Annotated in this window: 19 protein-coding genes and 1 pseudogene; 15 read left to right on the forward strand and 5 right to left on the reverse strand. The window is 60.8% G+C overall.

What is annotated here, in order from left to right; translation table 11 throughout:
• Positions 1-14 precede the first annotated feature (14 nt).
• Together KCX59_RS10345 and KCX59_RS10350 are read left to right on the forward strand one after the other, a co-directional pair.
• A complete protein-coding gene (locus KCX59_RS10345) occupies positions 15-1,469 on the forward strand; it encodes an MFS transporter (RefSeq protein WP_179018234.1) in 1,455 nt (484 codons plus the stop codon).
• A gap of 25 nt (positions 1,470-1,494) precedes the next feature.
• Complete coding sequence (locus KCX59_RS10350) at positions 1,495-2,724, forward strand: amidohydrolase (RefSeq protein ID WP_179018233.1); 1,230 nt, start codon at positions 1,495-1,497, stop codon at positions 2,722-2,724.
• A 1,099-nt stretch (positions 2,725-3,823) separates the two neighbouring features.
• Here the strand turns inward: KCX59_RS10350 and KCX59_RS10355 are convergent.
• On the reverse strand, positions 3,824-4,993 hold the full coding sequence (locus KCX59_RS10355) for a helix-turn-helix domain-containing protein (protein WP_179018232.1): 1,170 nt from the start codon (positions 4,991-4,993) through the stop codon (positions 3,824-3,826).
• 156 nt (positions 4,994-5,149) lie between these two features.
• Between KCX59_RS10355 and KCX59_RS10360 the strand changes: the two genes are divergently transcribed.
• From KCX59_RS10360 to KCX59_RS10380, 5 genes are all read left to right on the forward strand, one after another.
• Entirely contained in the window at positions 5,150-6,481 is a 1,332-nt protein-coding gene (locus KCX59_RS10360; protein ID WP_178992836.1) for an MFS transporter, read from the forward strand.
• A gap of 186 nt (positions 6,482-6,667) precedes the next feature.
• Positions 6,668-8,359 (forward strand): amidohydrolase, encoded by a 1,692-nt coding sequence (locus KCX59_RS10365; protein ID WP_178992835.1) that lies wholly within the window; start codon positions 6,668-6,670, stop codon positions 8,357-8,359.
• A 47-nt stretch (positions 8,360-8,406) separates the two neighbouring features.
• Positions 8,407-9,213 (forward strand): maleylpyruvate isomerase family mycothiol-dependent enzyme, encoded by an 807-nt coding sequence (locus tag KCX59_RS10370; protein WP_370629213.1) that lies wholly within the window; start codon positions 8,407-8,409, stop codon positions 9,211-9,213.
• Between the two features lie 176 nt (positions 9,214-9,389).
• On the forward strand, positions 9,390-10,736 hold the full coding sequence (gabT, locus tag KCX59_RS10375) for a 4-aminobutyrate--2-oxoglutarate transaminase (protein WP_179018231.1): 1,347 nt from the start codon (positions 9,390-9,392) through the stop codon (positions 10,734-10,736).
• Between the two features lie 39 nt (positions 10,737-10,775).
• The gene (locus KCX59_RS10380) at positions 10,776-12,242 is read left to right on the forward strand and encodes an NAD-dependent succinate-semialdehyde dehydrogenase (RefSeq protein WP_178992833.1); all 1,467 of its coding nucleotides are present in this window, start codon (positions 10,776-10,778) and stop codon (positions 12,240-12,242) included.
• A 669-nt stretch (positions 12,243-12,911) separates the two neighbouring features.
• Here the strand turns inward: KCX59_RS10380 and KCX59_RS10385 are convergent.
• From KCX59_RS10385 to KCX59_RS10395, 3 genes are read right to left on the reverse strand one after another with little or no spacing between them, the layout of a single operon-like run.
• Positions 12,912-13,484, reverse strand: a complete 573-nt coding sequence (locus KCX59_RS10385; protein WP_179018230.1) for a flavin reductase family protein — start codon at positions 13,482-13,484, stop codon at positions 12,912-12,914.
• A gap of 2 nt (positions 13,485-13,486) precedes the next feature.
• The gene (locus tag KCX59_RS10390) at positions 13,487-14,533 is read right to left on the reverse strand and encodes a methionine synthase (RefSeq protein WP_179018229.1); all 1,047 of its coding nucleotides are present in this window, start codon (positions 14,531-14,533) and stop codon (positions 13,487-13,489) included.
• Between the two features lie 20 nt (positions 14,534-14,553).
• Positions 14,554-15,546, reverse strand: coding sequence for a DUF1852 domain-containing protein (locus KCX59_RS10395; protein WP_179018228.1), 993 nt, complete (start codon positions 15,544-15,546; stop codon positions 14,554-14,556).
• 120 nt (positions 15,547-15,666) lie between these two features.
• Here KCX59_RS10395 and KCX59_RS10400 point away from each other — a divergent pair, with 120 nt between their 5' ends.
• From KCX59_RS10400 to KCX59_RS10435, 8 genes and pseudogenes are all read left to right on the forward strand, one after another.
• Positions 15,667-16,608 carry a LysR family transcriptional regulator gene (locus tag KCX59_RS10400; protein WP_179018227.1) on the forward strand — a complete coding sequence of 314 codons (942 nt, stop codon included), beginning with the start codon at positions 15,667-15,669 and terminating at the stop codon, positions 16,606-16,608.
• 609 nt (positions 16,609-17,217) lie between these two features.
• A pseudogene (locus tag KCX59_RS10405) lies at positions 17,218-17,472 on the forward strand (GMC oxidoreductase); the annotation flags it as partial.
• Between the two features lie 227 nt (positions 17,473-17,699).
• Positions 17,700-17,975: a hypothetical protein gene (locus KCX59_RS10410; protein ID WP_179018226.1), complete on the forward strand. Its 276-nt coding sequence runs from the start codon at positions 17,700-17,702 to the stop codon at positions 17,973-17,975.
• Positions 17,976-18,204: 229 nt separating this feature from the next.
• Positions 18,205-19,038 carry an aldo/keto reductase gene (locus tag KCX59_RS10415; protein ID WP_179018225.1) on the forward strand — a complete coding sequence of 278 codons (834 nt, stop codon included), beginning with the start codon at positions 18,205-18,207 and terminating at the stop codon, positions 19,036-19,038.
• 259 nt (positions 19,039-19,297) lie between these two features.
• Entirely contained in the window at positions 19,298-19,609 is a 312-nt protein-coding gene (locus KCX59_RS10420) for a putative quinol monooxygenase (protein WP_179018224.1), read from the forward strand.
• Between the two features lie 64 nt (positions 19,610-19,673).
• The gene (locus KCX59_RS10425; RefSeq protein ID WP_370629211.1) at positions 19,674-20,066 is read left to right on the forward strand and encodes a TMEM175 family protein; all 393 of its coding nucleotides are present in this window, start codon (positions 19,674-19,676) and stop codon (positions 20,064-20,066) included.
• 3 nt (positions 20,067-20,069) lie between these two features.
• A complete protein-coding gene (locus tag KCX59_RS10430; RefSeq protein ID WP_256871521.1) occupies positions 20,070-20,309 on the forward strand; it encodes a hypothetical protein in 240 nt (79 codons plus the stop codon).
• 145 nt (positions 20,310-20,454) lie between these two features.
• Entirely contained in the window at positions 20,455-22,677 is a 2,223-nt protein-coding gene (locus KCX59_RS10435; protein ID WP_179018223.1) for a catalase, read from the forward strand.
• Between the two features lie 74 nt (positions 22,678-22,751).
• Here KCX59_RS10435 and KCX59_RS10440 read toward each other — a convergent pair whose 3' ends face one another.
• The gene (locus KCX59_RS10440; protein ID WP_179018222.1) at positions 22,752-23,339 is read right to left on the reverse strand and encodes a hypothetical protein; all 588 of its coding nucleotides are present in this window, start codon (positions 23,337-23,339) and stop codon (positions 22,752-22,754) included.
• Position 23,340 lies beyond the last annotated feature (1 nt).

Raw genomic sequence — 23,340 nt, forward strand, 5'->3', positions numbered from 1 at the left:
ACATCGGAGCGCACATGCGTACAACGGCGCAGAAATCCACCACGGCGGCAGGCGCCGTCGGTTTCCTGGTGGTCATGGAGCTTGGCAGTGGCATCCTTCAGGGCTGGCTAAATCCATTGTTCTCTTCCATTGGTGAACACCATGGAGTCTCGGCAGCATCGCTGAATTGGATCAGCGCCGCCTACTTGCTGGCGACAGTGTTGGTGGTCCCTTTGCTGTCCAAGCTGGGTGACATCCACGGCCACAAGCGGATACTCATGATCTCCACGGCCATCGTTGCCGCGGCTTCCGTCTTGGTTGCCTTCGCCCCAAACTACGAACTGTTCCTTCTGGGACGTGCTATCCAAGCCCCGCTGGCCGTTTTCCTCCCTTTGGAATTCGCCATCGTCCATCAACGCGACTCTGAACGCTCCGGGCGAAGCATCGGCAGGCTTGTGGCGGCATTGACCCTCGGCGCAACGATCGGCGGTTTCCTGGCCGGATTTGTCCTGGACGCTACTGAGAGCCTTTCCATCACTCTGTTGATGCCAGCGATCTTCATGGCCCTGTGCGTCCCCGGCATCGCGTTCTTCGTCAAGGAAAGCCCGTTGCGGAGCAAAGGCCGGGTGGATTATCTCGGTGCTGCACTCCTTGGCGGTGGCTTGGCGGCTCTCCTCGGAGGCGCTTCAAATCTCTCAACGTGGCCCCCGCTGACCACGGCCCTCGCGATGGTGGTCGGCATCGCCCTCTTGGCCGGCTGGGTGGTTTCAGCCCGCAGGACAGAACACCCCTTGGTGGACCTCACCATGCTCCTTCGTGGCGGCATTGGTCTCCCGATTGTCGTCGCCTTCCTTTACGGCGCGCAACTGTTCGGCGCGCAAGCACCCATCTCCGTCTACCTGCGCTCCGATCCGGCCACGCTGGGATTCGGCTTCGGCGCTGCAGCCTCTGCCGCGGGAACAATGCTCAGCATCATGGCGCTTGCGGCCTTCCTGGGTGCCTCGCTCAGCGACCGAGCATCCCGGCTGATCGGTGGCCCGCGGAGTGTGGCTCTTGGAGGAGGGCTTAGCGCCATCGCGTATGTCCTGATGATCCTAGCGCCGGGTACCCTGGTGACCTTCGCGGTGTGGCTCGTCATGGCCGGGCTCGGCGCAGGGCTGGTCAGCGGCACGCTCCCCACTTTGGTGGTCCAGCGGGCAGCAGCCGATTCAGTGGGGATCGCCTCGGGGCTGTACAACACAGCCCGCACCGCCGCCGGAGGAGTCGCCGGTGCACTCTTCGCGCTACTGATGGCAGCACTCACCACACCAACCGCCAACGGAACGCGGGCCGCCACCGAACTGTCCTTCCACGCCGTCTGGTGGATCTGCGCCGGAGTCTGCGTCCTCTTCGCCGTGACCGTGCTCTTCATCCGCCAAGCCCGGAGCACACCGTTCGAATCAACCACATCGTCATCGAATATCGACGACGTCCTCGAACCTGCCAACTAGTTCACCTCGACACGAAGGATCAACAATGACCGTTTCCATCGACACCACCTCCCAGGACACCCTGCGCGACACCGTACGCGAGTCCGCTGCCGCCGTCGGGCCTTCCATCCTGGAACTTAGCCACAAGGTCCACGCACTGGCAGAGATCTCCTGGGAAGAACACGACTCAGCAGCGGCCGTGGCCGCTGTCCTCCGAGGCGGCGGCTTCGAAGTGACCGAACGCGCCTATGATGTTCCGACGGCGATCGAAGCCGTCTACGGCAGCGGCGAGCTGACCGTGGTCATCTGTGCCGAATACGATGCCCTCCCCGAAGTCGGCCATGCGTGCGGACACAACATGATCGCAGCAGCCGGTGTGGGCGCCGCGCTGGCCCTCAAGCCCGTGGCTGACGCCGCCGGACTACGGATCAAACTCCTCGGCACCCCCGCGGAAGAACACGGCGGGGGAAAAGTCTCACTGCTCCAGGCAGGAGCGTGGGAGGACGCAGCGTTCTCCCTCATGGTGCATGGCATGACGGGCACTGAGCGGAGCGCTGCGGCTTTCAGTATGGCCGCCGTCGAGCGCTTCGAAGTGCAGTTCAAAGGCAGCGAAGCCCATGCAGCCGGCGCCCCGGACAAGGCCATCAACGCCGGTGCGGCGGCGAGCCTGGCGCTGATGAACATGGCCGTCCTGCGGCAGCACCTGCCGGAGAACGCAAACACCAACGCGTTCATCTCGCACGGCGGCGGCGCAACCAACGTCATCGCAGGCGACTCCACGGTTCAGGTGGAAGTCCGCGCAGGAGACGTCGACGTGTGGCGGGACCTCAAGCGGCGAGTCCTCGCGTGCTTCGAAGGTGCGGCCATCGCCACCGGATGCACGTGGACGCACCGGCAGACCGAACACCCCTACGCTCCGCTCAATACCCACGCCGGGCTGGGTGAAGCATGGGACGCCAACATGGAAGCTGTCGGAAGGCCCGTGGACACGTCGCCCATCTTCGGCGGCGGCTCCTCCGATATGGGCAACGTCTCCCAAGTAATCCCGTCCGTGCACGGCATGGTGGTTGTGCGCAACAGCACTGCGGTCCCGCACCACCCGGATTTTACCGCCGCCGCGATCTCACCGGAGGCGGACGAAGCCATACTCGACGGCGCCACCGTTCTGGCACTCACGGTTCTGGATGCGGCCATGGATACCTCACTGCGAGCCGAACTGCTGGAACTCCAGGCTGCGCGGGTCCCCGGGGCCACGAGGGTCACGCTGGAAGCCTGATTCCGGGATGCTTCACCGGTGGCGCCTCTTAGTCGAAACGCTTAGGGGCGCCACCTCGTCGCGGTCGGGCGGTGCTCAGTACTACAGAGGGATGGCTTCGTTTAGTGCATATACATACGAATTTGCCGTGCCCTGTTACTAGGCCCTGGCTAATCTGACGTAGATGAGCTGTGTGGACAACGTCCACACTTTCCGCCACGGACTGGCCCGTACAGCCCACGGACTGCCCAAGATTCCGCACGTTTCCGCCACTTCCAAGGCCCTGAATCCCGTTCGAGTCTCACCTCGGGCACAGCAGACCCCCGCGTCAGAGGTGGTCTTGCGGTTAACGTGTGTACATTCTGGTTGTCCGGTCCCCTCTGACACGGGCCGTGGGGTGTGCCTGGCGCCGCGGGTCGCCTGTGCGATTGTGGGGGAGCGGGATCAGGAGTGTGGCTGGTGGGTCCTCGCTTGCTCTGTACTGGGGCTATGGGTTCCTTTCTTGTGCGTCCGGTAGGACGTTGTTGTCCTACACCCCTTTTTGAATAGAGGGACTGAACGCAACATAACTTCGAGATCTTGCGTCAAAGTTCTTGGTGGTGGCTCGAAGTCGGAGTTAAGAGGCTTGACTCAGGAGAGCTTTGTTAGGCCAATGGGGTGTGGACATTGTCCACACTTAAATCTCCTTTATTGAGCCTGATCACAGCCATTTCCTTCCACTTCTTTGGCCTACATCTACTCATCGCGTGTAATGGCCCGGACGATATGACGCCCGTTCGCAGGCGCTCCATCTGCAGGGCCGCAGCGAGGCGAGAGCCCAGCCGCCACGGGCGACCGGGCGCTTTGGGGGAGGTCTTTTCGGTGTCGTCGACGCGTAACTACGACTAAATGGGGGAATGTCCGGCGCGGATGCCGGTCCCTTCCAAGGTCGACGATCACTTAGAGTTCACACGCTTGTCGGGGCGTGCACGTCCAAGCCCACCACATCGACCATAAGCGCCCTTCCGTCGGGCCGGGGAAGTACGTCGCGAATCCTTAGGCGCGTCGGATCAGGGCGCAATAACCAGGATTTCCGACCTGACGGTAGAGGCAACGACATGCTTTATAGGGCAGAACGTCCTCATGCCCACCCGACGACGAGGCGCGCAGCGTCCTGTGGGACGGTAGGATCGATCCCTGTGATTTCCGCGAATCGACGTAGACGGTTTGTCAACGTATTCCGATGACAAAAAAGCTCTACTGCCGAGTCTCCGACGCTGCCGGTACGGAGGTAGCTGCGAACGGACTCTTCCAAACGGCCCCGTTCCGCCCTAGTGCAGCTTGAAAGAGCTGCTGTGACGTCTGTCAGGACCGGGTGCCCTGCCAGTATTAGGCTCCGGTTGGCAAGTCTGGCCCAGCCCCGCTTCCAAGTCATTGCACCATGTTCACCGCTTCGGAACACCCTAGCGAGATCTCGGGCGATGTTTGCTGCTTGACGTAGACCCCGAAGGCCCATATCAGCATCGGTAAGTCCTACTCTGATGGTGAGCAAATTGCGTCGGAACGCATCGCGCTTGGGATCTGTGCCTCCGAGTTGCGTTGTGAACGCAATGAGTGCGTCACCACGATGATGAGAGAACACGTTTCTGCCTGCGCGTTCGGCTTCGGCGATAAAGACCCTCAGGGCAGGCATCTCATCGGGCTCGGCACCTACCACTATCAGGGGGCCGGCAGGGGAAATTTCAAGCTCACCGGCGATGGTGCGCAGCTGTTCGTCCGTCATTTCGGGTGTCTGGAAGAGTTCCGCCAGCAGGCCCTGCCGTACGGAAAATGCTTCGTCCTGCATACGCTCCCGTTCTGCGATGAATGCCCGCTGAGTCTGTCCCGCGTATTCGTCGACGGTGTCGAGCACAATCCAGGTGTGACGAACCACCAGCGTTGCATCCTCCGGTGTTGCAACCCTGGTAAGGGCCTCCCAAAGGACGTTGTAATCAAGGCGGATAGCTGACATCAATGAGGTGATGGGGATTCCCGCTCGTGCTCGGGAGACCCCGACATCAGCGGCTACAGCGACTGCCTCATGAAGCCCACCTTCACGTAGGCCGGTAACCATGGCCTCGAAGGCCAGGCGCCCCGTCCGCCGTATCTCGGAAAGGGGGATCGGGGCAGGGTCGTAACCGGGGATCGCCGTAATTCGAGAAAGAAACGCCTCGGTGAGCTCCTCAACGTCGAGCTCGTCCAGCAGCTCCTGCCAGCGCATGGAATCGTGGGGCTCCGGACCACCGCTAAGCCGGGGTTGGTTCATGTCCATGCTTCCCACAATATGTGCATATGCACTTTTTTCACCAAGAAAATCGCGGTGAATGCTGTGCGAAAATGGCCATAACTCCTGAGAACCTCATTGAACAAGATGTTTGCGGAAGATTCACGTAAACGTAAACCGGATCACGCATCAACGGAGAAGACAATGAGTGAGACACTACAGACGGCGAATATTGAGCAACATGCCGTCAAAGAGCTGAGCAGGAAAGACGCGAACAAGGTCGCGTTGGGCGCATTGATCGGCTCCGCACTTGAGTACTACGACTTTTTCCTTTTCAGTGCCGCAGCGGCACTGGTGTTCAACGTTCAGTACTTCACAAGCGGCAACCCGACCGCAGCGGCTTTGGCCTCGTTCGCCACCTTTGGGGTTGGCGTTGCTGCCAGACCCCTCGGCGGAATCATCTTCGGCAGCATGGGTGACCGGATCGGCCGCCGCAAGACCCTGATGATCACGATCATTGGCATTGGCATGATTACTGGCCTTATCGGGGTGCTGCCGACTTATGCCGCAATCGGTATTGCCGCTCCAGTTCTGCTCGTGTTGTTGCGGGTAGTACAGGGCCTCTTTGTCGGTGGAGAGTGGTCAGGGGCCCTGACCTTGGTGGTAGAAAACTCCCCGTTACACCTTCGAGCCCGGTACGCCGTGATTCCACTGATTGGTTCCCCCATCGGGACGATACTGTCTTCCGGAGGGTTCTTCCTGGTCACGATCCTCTTCACCAAAGAAAACTTTGACGCGTGGGGCTGGCGTATCCCGTTCCTCATTTCCCTGCCCCTGCTGCTCATTGCCATTTACATCCGCAGCAAGCTCGAAGAGTCGCCTGTGTTCCGCCAAATCGAAGAAGCCGGCGAAATTGAGCAGACCCCTGTCCGCACCACCTTTAAGCACTCTTGGCGACAGCTCTTGATCGGTATGGCTTCGTGCCTACTCGGCATGGGCGGCTTCTATCTGGTCACCACGTTCTGCGTCTGGTACGGAGTCAACGTCCTCAAGTACCCGTCAACCCTGATGTTGCTAGGCACTATCGCCGCCGCAGTTGTAGAAATCTTTGTCATTGTCTGGAGCGGACGCCTCGGCGCTAAATATGGCTCAAGCCGGGTCATACTGTGGGGCGGTATTGCCTCCGCAGCCGTAGCCGTTCCTGCGTTCCTGCTGCTCACCTCAGGTAATCCTGTTCTTGTCGTAATCGCCATGGTCCTTGCAGTATCGACTCTCTCCTTCCCGTACGCCGGCACCGGCGCGGTTCTGACGGGCCTGTTTGAAGCCAAGACCCGCTTTACGGGTGTGGCTGTCGCAAACAACACCTCAGCCATGGTGGCGGGCTTTGTCCCCTTGATTGTCACGGGTGTAGTTGCAGCCGCCGGGAATCACTGGTGGCCCGCCGCCGCGATGCTTGTACTCATCTCGATCATTACCGCTTCGGCTGGTGCAATCGCACCCCGTTTCAGCGTGAATCTGCCCGGCTTCAAGCACTGACAAGAACGGCTTGGGCAGTCGCCTCGATTGCCACCTCGGACTGGGCCCGCTCGTCGCGCAGGAACCCACTTGGCTTGCTGCCGATAGGGCTGCCCAATGCTGACAAGTCCGAGCCGGCACTCGTCTAAAGAACGGTCACTCTCATCACAGTAAAGATGAGAGTGGTCCCCAGAAAGGAACTTCACCATGAAGCTCGACCTTCTTGTCCGGGCGAACGAGATTCGCACCATGGACCCCGACCGGCCCATTGCGACGGCTGTCGGAGTCATAGGCGAACGTATCGTTGGCTTTGATGACGAAATCGCAAGCATGGAGGCGGAGCGAAGCCTTGACTTCGGTGATGCGTGCATTACCCCGGGCCTTATTGATGCCCACTGCCACACAACATGGTGGGGTTTGGGCCTGGATGCGGTGGACCTGAGCGGGTGCAGGGGACTCGAAGACGTTTACTCCAAGATCGAGGCTGAAGTAGAACGTCTCTCCGGTGATGCCGAGGCTTGGGTTCACGGTACGGGTTTCAACCAAGCCCACCATGGGGGACTCTTCCCCGACATAGGACGTATTGATGACATAACTGGTAATCGCCCGCTGTACCTTCGGCACGCTTCCGGACATTCATCAATCACTAACAGCGCCACGTTGCACCTGTTCGGGGCATCGCATCCGACCTTCCAGGACCCGGCAGGAGGAATTGTGGTGCGGGACGCCGACGGAAATCCTACCGGTGTCTTGGAAGAAGCAGCACAGGGATTGGTGCAGGCACTGCTACTTCCGTATTCCACCGAGAGAATCGTTAGGGCCTTGGATGCCGCGACCGAACGATACGCGGCACAAGGGATAACCAGCTTCACCGAAGCCGGCATCGGCGGCGGCTGGATCGGCCACAGCCCTGTCGAGGTTGCTGCGTACCAGACCGCCGCCGAAACCGGTCATCTTCATGCACGCGCACAGCTGATGCCCGCCATGGACGCGCTGCAACCCATAACGGGGCATCCCGCCGATTTCCACCATCAAGGAGCAGGTCTTGGACTGGGCTTGGGAGTGCGTTACGGCTTCGGAGATGACTACGTCCGGTTCGGACACGTCAAAGTCTTCCTTGACGGCTCTCTGCTGGGAGCAACCGCTGCAGTAACCGAATCCTTCTGCGGACACGATCACAACACCGGCTACCTCTTGGCCGAACCAGGCACTTACCGGGAGCGCGCCTTGAGTGCCTATCGTGCCGGGTGGCCCCTGGCGCTGCACGCCATTGGCGATGTAGCCATCGACCTGGCAATGGACCTCATCGAGGAGGCGCAGGACAGATACGGCCGCGGCGAAGCACCTTGCCGCATCGAGCATTTCGGCATGTCCCGCCCGGACCAAGTCGTTCGCGCCGGTATCCTCGGCATCGCAGTGGCCCCCCAAGCAGGATTCATTGGTCCCTTAGGCGATCAGATTGTGACTCTGGTTGGGCCCGACCGGGAAGCCTGGCTATACAGGGGCCGGTCCGTTATCGACGCGGGAGCCCTTCTCGCAGGATCTTCCGACCTGCCGGTAGCAGATAACAACCTGCGCAGGGGCATGCAATCAGCCGTTGACCGGCGGACGGACAAAGGCATGCCTTTCGCCGCAGGGGAGGCCATCACCCCTGAGGAAGCACTTAGAACGCACACAGAGTGGGCTGCCCGCGCCACCGGTCAATTCCGGGACAAGGGCACGCTGGAACGCGGCAAACTCGCCGATTTCACGGTGTTCTCGGAATCGCCACTGACGGCCCGCAACATCGCCGAGATCGACGTCGTGGCCACGATTCTTGGCGGCCGGCTGAGCTATGACGCGCGGGAAGCTCATAAGAATTCGACACCTGAATTGCAGCTCCTGTCGGTCACCAACTGACGACCGAATATCCCAACCCAAACGCACACAACAAAAAGGATCTAACGGTGCACGAAGTAAAAAGTTCAACGCGTTCGCTATCGGATACAGACCCGGCCGAAGAACCGGCCACAACGATCGCATTGGATCTCGCCCTCGCGCGCGACGGACAGGCAAGCTTTGACCGGCTGATCCGCGATCCGGACCCCGAGGACCTTCAAGGCGAATCGCTCCTGCCCGGATGGACCCGGGCGCACGTCATCGCGCACATCGGCTACAACGCCCGAGCACTTGCCCGATTGGTTCAGTGGGCGCAGACAGGGATCGAGAATCCGATGTACGAATCGCCTGAGTCACGGGCGGATGAGATCGACCTCGGGTCGACACTCTCCCACACGAGTCTTGCCCGGCTCTCATCGCGGGAGGCCGCACGGCTCGAAGAAGCCTGGACGAATCTTCCCGACGATCGCTGGACCTACAAGGTAAAGAACGCACAAGGGCGCATGATTCCCATTTCCGAGACTATTTGGATGCGGGCCCGCGAACTATGGTTGCATGCCATCGACCTCAACAACGGGGCAACCGTCCAGGACATTCCCCAGCCAGCCGCAGCCCGCATCCTGCAGGATGTGTTAACTACTTGGGAGGTCCGGGACGGCCATTACGTGCGCGCTGTCCTAACAGACGCCCACACGGACTTTCAGCCTGGCGGTGAAGGACAAACCGAAGCGGCAGGCGGCGACATTCTGACAATCTCCGGCACACTTACAAACCTCCTGACCTGGGCCACCGGACGTGGTCACGATGGCGTCGTGGTGATCAATGCGGATGGACGTGAGATCGGCCCCGCGCCGGCGGCGCACCGCTGGATCTAATCGCCACTGCCGAAGAAGCCCAACCAAGGCGATCTCCAACCAAGAACACCGCACATGCGGGTATTCGGTGCTCATTGGCTGATGCATCTGCCTCGTCCTCCCGGAAATTCCGCAGACGCCCCACGCACTGGTCACCAAAAAGTCTCCTCAACAACTCTTGAACGAAGAGGTCAACCATGTCAGCTCCACCAACAACAGGCGGCCCCACTCTCCCCCAGGTGCGGAAGCTCGTGAGCACAATCCCCGGCCCGAAATCGCAGGAACTGCTGGCACGCAAAGATGCGGCCGTCGCAACAGGTACCGGCGGAGTGCTCCCAATTTCAGTAGTAGCCGCCGGAGGCGGGGTGCTGATCGACGCCGATGGCAACTCCCTCATTGACCTCGGTTCCGGCATAGCCGTCACCGGCGTCGGTAATTCAGCCCCCGCTGTGGTGCAGGCGGTGCGGCGGCAGGTCGAGCAGTTCACACACAGCTGTTTCACCATCGCCCCCTATGAGGGCTACGTCAAAGTTGCCGAGAAGCTCAACGCCATCACCCCTGGTGAGCACGAAAAACGCTCGGCCCTTTTCAGCACCGGTGCTGAAGCCCTGGAGAATGCGGTCAAGATCGCTCGCCACTACACCGGCAGGCAGGCGGTGGTTGTCTTTGACCACGCGTTCCATGGGCGAACCAACCTCACCATGGGAATGACCGCAAAGAACATGCCCTATAAGAACGGGTTTGGACCCTTCGCCCCCGAGATCTACCGGGTCCCTGCCTCCTATAGCTACCGAGACGGACTCACAGGCCCTGAGGCAGCTGCACGATCGATACTTCAACTCGAGAAGCAGATCGGTGCCGAAAATGTCGCTGCCGTCATCATCGAACCCATTCAGGGTGAAGGCGGCTTCATCGCCCCTGCCAACGGTTTTCTACCGGCGCTACAGGAATGGACATCCCAGAACGGGGTGATTTTCATACTGGACGAGGTGCAGACCGGCTTTGCCCGTACTGGTGACATGTTCGCTGCCAACCACGAGGGCATAGTTCCGGACCTGATGACGTTCGGCAAGGGACTGGCCGGTGGGCTTCCTCTTTCGGCAGTTACTGGCCGTATGGACATCATGAACTCCGCTGTGGGGGGAGGACTCGGGGGTACCTATGCAGGGAACCCCATCGCCTGTGCTGCCGCTCTGGCAACTATTGAAATTTATGAGAAGGACAACCTGACGGAACGTGCACGGGCAATCGGTGCCATCATCACCGATTTCTTCGCCGGTCTAGCGGCGGAGGATGACCGTGTCGGCGATATCCGCGGCCGCGGTGCCATGATCGGCATCGAGTTCGTTGAAACGGGCACTCAGAGACCGGCTGCGGCGCTGACTTCTGCGATCGCGAGGAAGGCAGGCCAGGACGGCGTGCTGGTACTTACATGCGGCACGTATGGCAATGTGCTTCGGTTCCTGCCGCCGTTGTCCATATCAAATGACTTGTTGCGCGAGGGCCTTCAGGTCGTGGGGGACGCCTTAAAAGCAAATGCCTGAACCACAGCAAACCAACTACACATACTTAGAAGGACAGCGATGACTTTAAAACCCCACGAGCAAGAATTAATAAACCAGGTGCAAACCGGTCTCTGCATCGGAGGGACGTGGCAGCCCTCTTCGACCGGTGCGACATTCGACGTGCAAGACCCGGCAACCGGGGAAGTCATCAAAACTATCGCCGATGCGACCGTCGACGATGCCCTGATGGCGCTCGAAGCTGCCGTAACGGCGCAGGAGGCTTGGGCTGAGACTTCCACGCGCGGACGCTCAAACATCCTGCGCCGAGCGTTCGACCTTCTCATGGATCGCCACGAGGACTTTGCACTGCTCATTAGCATCGAAATGGGCAAGCCGATCTCCGAGGCGCGCGCCGAAGTGACCTATGGAGGCGAGTTCCTGCGCTGGTTCTCGGAGGAGGCTGTACGTGTCCGCGGGGACTATCGTCCTACTCCTGAGGGTGCTGGCAACATCGTCGTATCGCACCTTCCGGTCGGGCCCACCTACTTCATCACGCCGTGGAATTTCCCCCTGGCTATGGCAACCCGCAAGATAGCCCCAGCCTTGGCGGCCGGCTGCACGGTTGTCATCAAACCCGCCGAACTGACTCCGCTGACAACCATCTTCTTAGTACAACTGCTCGAAGAAGCGGGCCTGCCGGCAGGAGTTGTAAATGTTGTTCCTACCACCTCGCCGGCCGACCAGTCCAGCGCGCTGTTAAAGGACTCCCGCCTCAAAAAGCTCAGCTTCACCGGTTCGACCCCTGTCGGTATAAAGCTCCTTGAAGCCGCAGCCCAGAATGTCCTGCGAACGTCCATGGAGTTGGGGGGTAACGCCCCGTTCATCGTCTTCGAGGATGCAGATTTGGATCGAGCCGTGGACGGTGTCCTGCTGGCGAAGTTCCGTAACATCGGCCAGGCATGCACTGCGGCGAACCGCATCATTGTCCATGAATCAATCGCAGATGCTTTTGCTCAACGCGTGAGTGACCGGGTGGCCCAAATGAAGATCGGCAGGGGAGCTGAGGAAAGTACTGACATCGGCGCTTTGGTCGACGGCCGTGCGGTCGCAAAGGCTGAGCGCCTGGTTGCTGACGCCGTAGCGACCGGCGCAACGGTTCTCACTGGAGGTAAGTCCATTGAAGGTCCTGGCAGCTACTTCGAGCCAACAGTCCTGGATCGGCTCAGTCCCAACTCGGCTCTGATGTCCGAAGAGATCTTTGGACCCGTCCTTGGCATCATCCGATTCACCAATGAGGAGGAAGCAGTCAAAATCGCCAATGACACAGACTATGGGCTGGTCAGCTATGTGTTCACGGAGAACGTTCACTGCGGCCAGCGCATGATTGAAAAGCTGCAGACAGGAATGATGGGCTTGAACACCGGTCTCATCTCCAACGCCGCAGCACCCTTTGGCGGTATAAAGCAGTCCGGTATCGGCCGGGAAGGCGGTTTTGAGGGCATCAGCGAGTTCCTCTCAACCAAATACACCCTTATTCCGCGCTGATGGATGCCCCTGGACCGGTCTCTCGGGGCTCGTCCTCGGCATCGCATTTACGGAAATTATCGCCTTGGATAAACTTGCCGATGATTGCTCCTCTGACGGGCAATGGACTTTCCTCTACACTGTCGCTCCTATGAAGGTTGTTGGCGGCTCGGGCGCATCGGTTAATACGGTCGTTATTAAGGAGCCCGTCTACCAGCGTTGTGGCCGCGCTCGAATGGGGCTGCCCGGCGCAGAGCCAGAAAGACTGAGTCGGCGTGATCCGCTAGTGCCGATAAGGGACGATACGTCTCGTTGGGGTTCGCCGAACGTGCTCCTGCAGTTCTCGGGCTCAAGCTCGTTTCCAGGGCGTGGGCCTCCGGTCCTCTTCGATGATGGTCATCGCGACGATGTGTTCGCCTAAGCTGTTCAAGACCTCCCGCAGGAGGGCGCCGAGCGGTTCGCTTCGGTGTCCGCGGAGACTGATAGAACTCATTGATCGGCAGTACGGTGCCGTTAAAACGCTTCCGGTGGGAGCTTCTCGAATGCGAACCGAAGCGTCGCATGCGTGCAGACCAGGGTTGCACTCCAGGAAGTCGATGGACGCTCCTATGTTAACGACGACGACGGCGGGAGTTACCTCCCGCCGTCGTGCGCTGTTCGGCTTGGCGCCTCGCGTTGTTGGCGCGGCGCTTAGCCGCCAAGCTTGGAATGCTCGCCCAGACGGTGCCATGAGCGGTTGTGGTAGACCAAGGCGTCGCCGGGTTCGCCCGCTTGGACGTCACGCATCACGCGGGACTCCAGGGCGTGAACGGCGATGATTGTGGAGGTCCCTATCTCCATGCGATTGATGACGGCGCAGCGCACCCAGGCGCGGACATCGTCATAAACCGCTTCTCCGGTTTCAAGGGTCGACCAGCGGTGCGTTTGGTCAAAGCGGTCGGCGCCGGGGGTGGCTCCGAACTTCGCCAAGTCGATGTCGTGCGCGTCCAGCAGGTGCACGACGACGGTTTCGGCGCGTGAAAGGACCTCGGAGGCAGAGGACAGTGCCGAGACCGAGAAAATCAGCAACGGAGGTTCCGCACTCACTGAGACGACCGACGACACCGTCAGCGCCACGGGTCCTTCGCCGGAGTCCGCCGTGATGACGGCGACACCGCCTGGGTGGCCACGGAACAGTGCTTTGAATTCGTCGGCCGAGAGGGAGGACGGGAAGCTTTGGTTCGGTGCCCCGACCCACGTGTCGGTGGGGTAGGCGTGAAACATGGTTATGACACCTGGGCGGCGGAGCGGGCGAGTTCCTCGCGGATGATGTTCGTCCCTGCGCTGAGAGCGCTCAGCTTGGCCAGTGCGACGTCCCGGGGGAACGGTGCCATGCCGCAGTTGGAGCTGGGGATGAGCTTGTCCGCATCGACGAACTGCAGGGCCTTGCGGAGGGTGTCGGCGACTTCCTCCGGGGTCTCTATGGTCTCATTTGCGACGTCGATTGCCCCGAGCATGACTTTCTTGCCGCGGAGGAGCTCGATGAGGTCCATGGGCACGTGGGAGTTCTGGGATTCCAGCGAGATGATGTCGATGCTGGAGCTCTGAAGCAGCGGGAACGTTTCCTCGTACTGCCGCCACTGTGAGCCGAGCGTGGCCTTCCAGTCGTTGTTGGCCTTGATCCCGTAGCCGTAGCAGATGTGCACGGCGGTCTCCGTGCGCAGTCCCTCTGCCGCTCTCTCCAGGGCGGCTACGCCCCAGTCCTTGACCTCATCGAGGAAGACGTTGAACGCGGGCTCGTCGAACTGGATGATGTCCACGCCGGCCGCCTCCAGTTCTTTCGCTTCCTGGTTCAGGATCGCGGCGAACTCCCAGGCCAGCTTCTCGCGGCTCTTGTAGTGGTCATCGTAGAGGGTGTCCACCATGGTCATGGGACCGGGAAGAGTCCATTTGATCGGCCGGTCGGTGGTTGCGCGGAGGAACTTTGCGTCTTCGACGAATACCGGCCGTTCACGGCGCACCGGTCCGACGACGGTCGGCACGCTCGCGTCGTAGCGATCGCGGATGCGCACGGTCTTGCGCTGTTCAAAGTCGACCCCGCTGAGGTGCTCGATGAAGGTGGTGACGAAGTGCTGGCGGGTTTGCTCGCCGTCGCTGACGATGTCGATGCCGCGTCGGCTCTGTTCGTGGATGGCGATGCGCAGCGCATCCTGCTTGCCCTCGAGCAGCTCATCTCCCTCGAGTTTCCACGGGGACCAAAGAGTCTCCGGCTGTGCGAGCCACGATGGTTTGGGCAGGCTTCCGACAACGGTGGTGGGCAAAAGTGTGTTCATGATTGGCGATTCTCCGTGGGTCAGTTGACGAGAGCGGGGTGTTTGGCGGTCCACTGGTCCAACAGGTCCTTGTGGGGCGTGATGAAGTGTTCCTCCGTGTACTTCGCCTGAGTGATCGCGAGCTGACTGCGCTCGACGCGGTCGTAATCGATCTGGGTCCGCGAGTAGTCCTGCTCTCCCAGGCTCGGCTGGTAGACGACGGCGGCGGCGGAGTTCGCGTTGTAGATCTCCGGGCGGTAGATCTTCTGGAACGTCTCCATGGTGCTGATCGTGCCGATGAGCTGCAGGTTGGAGTAGTCGTTGAGCAGGTCGCCGCGGAAATAGAAGGCGAGCGGCGCAACGCTGCCGGGCGGCATGAAGTAGCGGACCTGAAGCCCCATCTTTCCGAAGTACAGGTCGGTCAGCGAGAAGTCGTCCTGCTGGTACTCGACGCCCAGGACCGGGTGATGGTTTCCGGTGCGCCGGTATGTCTTGGTCGTTGAGACGCTGATGCAGACCACTGGCGGCTGCGGGAAGCGTTGTTGGCATGCCGGGGAATCGAGGAATTGCTGGAACAGTTTGCCGTGAAGATCGCCGAAGTTCTCGGGAACGGTGGGCTTGCCTGCCTCTGCTGATGCCGCTGGCAGTACGACGCTGAAGTCGAAGTCACGGACGTAGGAGGAGAAGTTGTTCCCCACGATCCCTTGGTGGCGGACCCCGTTCAGCTGGTCGACGATCTGGATGTCGAGAACCTCGAACAGGGGGAACTTCTGATCGGTGCCTTCGGCAGTGAACTCTATCTGCACGGAAACGATCTCAAGCTCGAGCGTGTAACGGTCCCGGTCCGGGTTGTCCCAGCTTGCGAGATCGTTGAAGCGGCGCCGAATCATGGTCAGGGCGTTGCGGAGGTTCTCCTGGCGGTGCTCGCCCCGTGCCAGGTTGGCGAAATTCGTCGTAATCCGCGAGCCTTCCGACGGGGAGTAGTCCTCGTCAAAGGGGGTGGTGGTGATGCTGAAGGTGAAGTCGTCTGCCATGTGCTGCCAATCCGTTGATGGGCCGGAGACGGCCTTTCAGAAGGTGATGTCTCCATGGTGCAGCCTTTCGATGGGTATCAGGTAACTAGTGGTTACTATGCATTCATATAGAATTTCCCTATGCCCCAGATTTCGAGCGGATTGACCCTCCAGCAGCTCCGGTACTTCATAGAAGTTGCAGCTGAGGGGTCGATCTCCGCAGCCGCCGACCTTCTCTACGTAGCGCAGCCCACAATGTCCGCCTCGATGAAGGACCTTGAGGCCCGGGTCGGCCGTGCACTCCTGCTTCGCTCCGCCCGCGGAGTCACCCTCACCGCCGACGGGGTAGAGTTCCTCGGCTACGCGAGACAGGTCGTCGAGCAGTTCGCTCTCCTCGAGCAGCGCTACCTTGGTAGGCCACCGCGGCGACGTCTGCTCGGGGTGTCAACGCAGCACTACTCGTTCGCGGTGGACGCCTTCGTCCGGATGGTCAAGGCCTCCGATGTGGCTGAATACGAGTTTTCCCTGCGTGAGTCCCGTACCTGGGACATTATTGAGGATGTCCGGACGCTCCGCAGCGAGATAGGCATCCTTTACCGGAACGATTTCAACCGGAAGGTCATCGACAAGCTGCTCCGGGAATCAGGGCTCGCGTTCACACCGCTGTTCCTCGCCGATCCGCACATTTTTATTGCACGGAACAATCCGCTCGCCTCCAAAGAGCGTGCGACTCTCGCCGATCTCGCCGGCATGCCGCGGCTGACCTTCGATCAAGGTGCGAACAACTCCTTCTACTTCGCCGAGGAGATTCTCTCCACCTTGTCCAGCAAGCAGGAGATCCGGGTCTCTGACCGTGCCACGATCTTCAACCTCATGATCGGGCTCCACGGCTACACGATCTCGACGGGCATCATCAGCGGGCAGCTCGACCCTGAGATCGTCGCCATCCCGCTCGACGTTGACGAACGCATCGAGATCGGCTGGATCGGCCATGCCGCGATTCCGCTCACCGACCAAGCGCAGCACTACCTTAAGGAATTGCGGGCCGTCGTCGCTGAGTTCGGCGTAGCGCTACTCGACTGACTGCAGGTGGGCGGGCGGGTCATCGCCCCCGGCTCATCGCGGAGGGCAGCAAGCGGGGACGCCCCGCGCTGGTGTTCTAAGCGGATTCTTGCTCCAGCCAAGCGTTCGCGCCCAAGCCGACATCGAGCTCTCCCACGAAGCACAGAAATAGGCTAAGGGTTATCCCGTAAAGGATGTCCCAGTTCTAGGGAAGTGGGACGGGGTGTCAGCGTGCAGTGGGTCCTACGGGATTCCGCGAGCGATACGGGATGGCAGTGGAATTTCTTAGCGATTGCTGGAGTTCCTTGCTAGATTACTGACTCAAACTGCTGTCTCCCCGAATCTGAAGTGGATCGGCCTGCAAGTAGTTGTGAAGTTTGCGCTGAAGAAGCCCGGCGCTCGTTGCCTTGCACCTGGAGGTTTTATGAGCCCGCATCCCTATAACGAGTCGCCTTTGGGTGGCCAGATGGAAACTGAACACAACGAAGACCTTCAGCGTCTCTACAAGCTCATTTCCGGTGCTGATGACGTCAAGGCCTTCCTCGACGGTATGACCCGATATGCGGCAGCGGCGCTGAGCCGCGCGACGGGGGCACGGGTGGAATGTGCTGTGACTTTGTGGCGGCGCAAGCGGGCCTGCACTACCAGGGCACTATGCGGACGGGTGCATCCGACGACGGCGCGTCTGTTGCGGACCCGTGGCCGCATGTGTGGGGATACGAAAACCTGGTGGTTGGCGGAAATGCGCTCATCCCCACGGCGACAGCCATGAACCCGACGCTGATGAGTGTGGCCATTGCGGTTCGCGGGGCGCGGAGGGTAGTGGAGGAACTCTCCTATTCGGGAGCGGCAGTAGCTGACGAGTTGGGGCGGACAATGGTCTGAGGGGCTTCCGTGTGGGGCCCAAGGGATCGTGTGAACCTCGGGAGTGAGTCTCCACACGTTATTTTGAGTAGCTCGCAATAAGGCGTACCTTGAATATAGGCCAGAGTAGCCCTCGAGTACCGCACCGGTGAACTTTCCCGGGCCGGGAGGGCAAACGACTCAACCAGCAAAGCCCTTCCGTTTGAGCGGTACAGAACCTGAACCTGCCTGAACCCCAAGGAGAACCCATGACTTTGCTCGCCGAGCGCCCCGCAACGACCGAACCCGCCACTGAGGCTGCAACCCGTATCTCCCTCATAGGCACCGCACTGCGCGGCGGCAGCTACGTAACCCTTCCCGCAGGCAGCGCCCAGGCCCGTGGTGAAGGCACCTACGTCACCGTCACCCGTAGCCGAAAAATCCCTGCTGTCACCCATGGCAGCTATGTCACCGCAGCCGGCGCCTCGGCTGTTGCCGACGGCATCGTCGAAGGCAGCTATGTAACGCTTTCGAGGGCAGCCTAAAGCCCCGGGCGTCCGTGGAGGGTGGCACCATGCGGCGCAGAAAAAAGGAGGCCGACGGCGACACTGTGTGTCGTCGTCGGCCTCCTTTGGGGAGCCCTCGGTTCCTTTCGTGTCCTCCCGCAGTCGAGTAGATTGAAGAAACACGGCGCGTGTCGCCATGGTCCGGACGAAAATCATTGGACGCGGTGCGGCCGATAACGGGAACGGGCTCTTTCTGACGGGAGTTGCGTTGCGCGAGATATCTTTTCCTTCCGGTGAGACAGTCCCGGTGCTCGGGATCGGAACGTGGGGCATGGGCGAGCAGCCCGGCAACGCCCCCCAAGAGACCGCGGCGATCCATATGGCCTTGGACGTGGGAATGTCCGTGGTTGATACCGCCGAGATGTGTGGCAATGGCGCGGCCGAGGAATTCGTCGGAAGGGCGCTGGCAGCCCGGCGGAATGAAACGTTTCTGATCACCAAAGTCCTGCCGCATCACGCCACATTGCGCGGAACCGTCGATGCCTGCGAAGGTAGCCTGCGCCGCCTTGGAACGGACAGCATCGACCTCTATTTGCTGCATTGGCGGGGTGTTGTTCCTTTGGCCGAAACGCTCGAAGCCTTCGAGCACCTGCAGCGGGCCGGGAAGATCCGGTACTGGGGCGTCAGTAACCTCGATGTAGCGGACATGGAAGAACTTCTGCGCTTGCCGGGCGGCCGGAATGTCGCGACCGACCAAGTGCTCTATAACCTGACCCGCCGGGGCATCGAGTTCGATCTGTTGCCCCGCTGCGTCGAGAGGGGCATCCCGGTGACGGCGTACTCGCCGCTGGAGCAGGGGCGGATGCTGAATGATCCAGTGTTGGTGCGCATCACAATCGAACACGGCGTCAGTCCCGCGCAGATTGCCCTTGCCTGGGTGCTCAGGCAGCCACTCGTCTTGGCCATTCCCAAAGCGTCAAGCCCACAACATGTCCAGGAATGCCATCGGGCCCTCGACGTTCGGCTTGCGCCCCAGGAACTGGCCGACTTGGATCGCGCCCATCCTTCTCCCACCCACAAACGCGTGCTTGAGATGCTCTAGCGGCCTCCTCGCGGAGCGCATCCCTCAGCCGGGGCCAAGGCTGCGATGCCAGGCCATTGGCAGGCGGAACCGTCTCTTGTGGTGACCAGCGATAACTGCGAGATTGGCAGTGCATCGCGCCGCTCCCTCGACAGATTGAGGAGGTGCCACGAGGCCAGTTCGCTCCGCACCATCCTCGCCGCGGTACCGGTCCAAGGAGGCTCGCCATGAAAATTGTCGTGCAGTATGGATTCAGTCAGATCGGGCCGGGCGATGGAGCATGATTGAGGTTGCATTGTCGGTGATCCTGAAGGCCAAACCGGGCATGGAGAAGGACGTCGCTGATTTCCTCCGCTCCGCACGTTCCGTGGTTGAACAGGAACAGGGTACGCGCGCTTGGTTCGCCCTCCAGTTCGACGAATCGACTTTCGGAGTATTCGACGTTTTCCCTGATGACGACGCCCGTCAGACCCACCTTGCCGGGGGTGTCGGGCAAGCACTAGCTGCTCAGGGAGCTGAGCTGTTCAGCGCGGAACCGAACATTCAGAACATTGACGTGCTCGCGTACAAGCTGCCCGGTGAAAGCGGATAGAGGGCTACCGCTCCGCCGTCATCGCACTGCGATCCCGCCTGATGCATAGGTTCAGGAGCGGAGGGTGACACGCTCGGACACCCGCCGTGCCGAGGCGTTCAGCGATGCCGTCATCGCGATCGTTATCACGCTACTGGTACTTGAGCTCACTCCGCCGGAGACCGAACCCGGGGAGTTGCTGGCCGGATTGCTGGGTCAATGGCCGACATACCTGGCGTATGCGGCGTCCTACATCTATTTGGCCGTGATCTGGCTCAACCACAAATCGGCCTTCTCCCGTATCCGGCAGATGGACATCGGCCTAAAGTGGGCCAATCTGGGAATCCTCGCCACGCTCGCCCTTTTGCCCTGGCCAACAGCCGTGATCATCGATACAGCCAAGACAGGCAATGTGGCCGACGAGCGGGTCGCGGTAGCGCTGTACGCGATCGTCGGGGCACTGCTGTGCCTGTCATGACTGGTGTTCTTCTCGCACTTGGCACGGCATCCTGAGCTCACCGAGGAGGAAGTGGAGGATTCCTACTTCGCGCGCGAGCGACCACGTGCCTTGGCCGGGGTGGTGCTGTACCTCGCAGCGGGAACGGTAGGTGTCCTCGTCCATCCGGTGGTCGCATCGGTGATTTTCGTGATCCTGCCTGTTTTCTACGGTCTCACCAGCCACGGGTTCGATCACAGGCCGGCCTTCCTCCGAGGTCTCTAGGGCGCTGTCCACCAGCCGTCATCGCGTTACTTTGCCGCACTGACTTTGCAAAGCGGGATTCCCGGCCTTTAGGGTACTAAGGAAGCTTACCTTTTTGGTTGAGTGCAGTAATCGATTTGCCGATCAACATCGAGGAGAACGCGCAGTGCCAGCTGAGGACAACATCAGGATTCCAGGGGCTCCGTCGATTGAGCAGCCCGCCGTAGAAGAGCCCACAGCGTCGCGTGAGCCTTTGCCGCCGAAGCCTGATCAGCAGGGGCCGGAGGCCGTGTCACCCACGGGGAGCCCCACCGGCGCACCCGCAAACTCACGTGCCCAGTCCGGCCAGTACCTGACAACGGCCCAAGGTCTGAGGCTCGGAGATACAGACCATTCCTTGAAGGCCGGGCCGCGGGGCCCGATTTTGCTGCAGGACCATCACTTGCGTGAGAAGATCACGCACTTTGATCACGAGAGAATTCCTGAGCGCGTGGTTCACGCCAGAGGAGCCGGGGCGCATGGAACGTTCCGCTCTTACGGCACGGCTTCGAAGATCACCAAGGCAGGGTTCCTTGCGCCGGATGTAGAAACCCCGGTGTTCGTGAGGTTTTCCACTGTTCTGGGATCCAGGGGGTCAGCCGACACGGTCCGTGACACCCGTGGCTTCTCCACCAAGTTCTACACGGATGAGGGCACCTACGACTTGGTGGGGAATAACATTCCTGTTTTCTTCATTCAGGACGGCATCAAGTTCCCGGACCTCATCCACGCGGGGAAACCGCATCCTGACAGGGAAATCCCGCAGGCGCAGAGTGCGCACGACACATTTTGGGATTTTGTTTCGTTGCATACCGAAGCGCAGGCCCACACGATGTGGAATATGTCGGACCGCGGAATTCCCCGTTCCTACCGGACCATGGAGGGGTTCGGCGTCCACACATTCCGGTTGGTGGATGCTGCCGGTAAGACCACTCTGGTGAAATTCCACTGGAAGCCGAAGCTGGGTGTTCACTCATTGGTGTGGGAGGAGGCCCAGATTATTAACGGCATGGATCCCGATTTCCACCGTCGTGATCTGGCCGATGCGATCGAATCAGGTGCGTACCCGGAGTGGGAGCTTGGCATCCAGACGTTCCCGAACACCGAAGATCAAATGTTCGAAGGTATCGACCTTCTGGATCCCACCAAGTTTGTCCCTGAGGAACTGGCGCCGGTTCAGCCAATCGGACTGATGACGCTGAACGCCAACCCGACCAACTACTTTGCCGAGACCGAGCAGGTGGCCTTCCATCCGGGACACCTCGTCCCGGGCATCGATGTCACTAATGATCCTCTGCTGCAGGTCCGCCTGTTCTCATACCTGGACACGCAGATTTCGCGGCTCGGTGGACCGAACTTCACCCAAATTCCCATCAATCGTCCTCACGCCCCGGTCAACGACATGCTGCGGGACGGGATGCACCAGACTGCCGTGCATGGGGGAGTGGCCCCTTACCATCCGAATTCCGTTGATGGTGGTTGCCCCTTCATGGCCGGGCAGGACGTGGGAGCATTCGTGGACGTACCTGAGGAAATCGCGGCAGGAATTAAGGAACGGAGAAACCCGGCGTCCTTCGATGACCACTTCAGCCAAGCCCGGCTGTTCTTCCGCAGTTTGACGTCGGTAGAGCAGGACCACGTGATTCAGGCCTACACCTTTGAGCTTGGCAAGTGCTATGAAGCGGTGATCCGGGAACGGCAACTCATGGCGCTGGCTAATATTGATGCCGGACTTTGCGCTGCCGTCGCCAAAGGTCTCGGGATGCCGACTCCCACGGCCACCGTTGACACGCCGGACGTGGAGCCCAGCCCCGCTGTGTCCCAGATTGGTGGGAAATGGCCTGTTGCTGGTCGCGTCGTGGGCATCATCGCGGACAGTGAAAGTGACCTGTCGCTGGTGGCCGCAGCCCGCGAGGCGGTTGACGCGGCAGGCATGGTCCCCCTGATCATTGCGCCGACCGGTGGTGTGATTGAGCCGGAGCATGGTGCTGCAGTGACTGTGCAAAGGAGCTACCTCACGGCACGCTCGATCGAGTTTGACGCAATTATTGCAGCGGGCGGTGGGATTCCAGCAGCCGATGCCGTTCCGGGCCGCGATGCCAAGGCCGGCGAACCAGGTGCGACCCTTGATCCGCGCGTGGTTCTTATGGTCTCTGAAGCTTTCCGTCATGGCAAAGCCATTGGCGCCTGGGGTCCAGGTGCCGCAGTTCTGGACGCGGCCGGCGTCCCTCAAGATGCCCCCGGAATCATCAGTGGAGAAGGTCCGGACACAGTGATTCCGGTGGTCCGGGAACTGCTCTCTGCACACCGGGCATGGGAGCGGTTCCCGGCGGCAGGATCAGCTTCGTAGCACTTCCAGTAGGAGGCTGTTAGGTTCGACGGCGGCGGGTTGCCTATACGGGCCAGCCCGCCGCCGTCGGGTTGTCAGGCCGGACGGTGCTTTCGCAGCGTTCTAAAGGCGGCTACTGCCCCCAGTCCCGCCAGTACCCACGGGGCGCCGACGAGGATGGGGTCAATCCACTGATGGTTCAGGTCGGCGCGCCTTTTCCCGACGCGGGAGCTCGCACCATGGTGGGAGAACTCGCTGAGCACACCGGTTTCGGTCACCGGGTTGTCCGGTCGCAGGGTTGCGAACGAACGCAGGTGGCTTTCCCACGCGTCCACTCTGTCGGCGGCGATCAGGACCAGCCAGTGGGCTGCGCGGCCCTCGCTGTACTTCCGGTACGCGTACTTCCGCAGCGCACCGGAGATACCCTTGGGAGGGGTTGAGGTGCCAAAGACGGGGGTCACGAAAGCGTGTTCAACGGACCGTTCCCTGGGCCACTTCTCCGGCTGACGTTCGGGAAAGTCCCAGCGCGCACCGGTCTCGATACCGGGCTGCTCGCGGGGGTAGGAGGGTCTGTCCGCCGGGTCGAGGTCAACGCCCCATCCCGGAATCCGTGCCCGCAGCTCCTCCGCAGTCTCCTTCAGCGCGGGGGTGCCGGAGGTGTAAGGCGTTGGTATTTCAGCCATC

The sequence above is a fragment of the Paenarthrobacter nitroguajacolicus genome, assembly GCF_051027655.1.
Classification (GTDB): domain Bacteria; phylum Actinomycetota; class Actinomycetes; order Actinomycetales; family Micrococcaceae; genus Arthrobacter; species Arthrobacter nitroguajacolicus.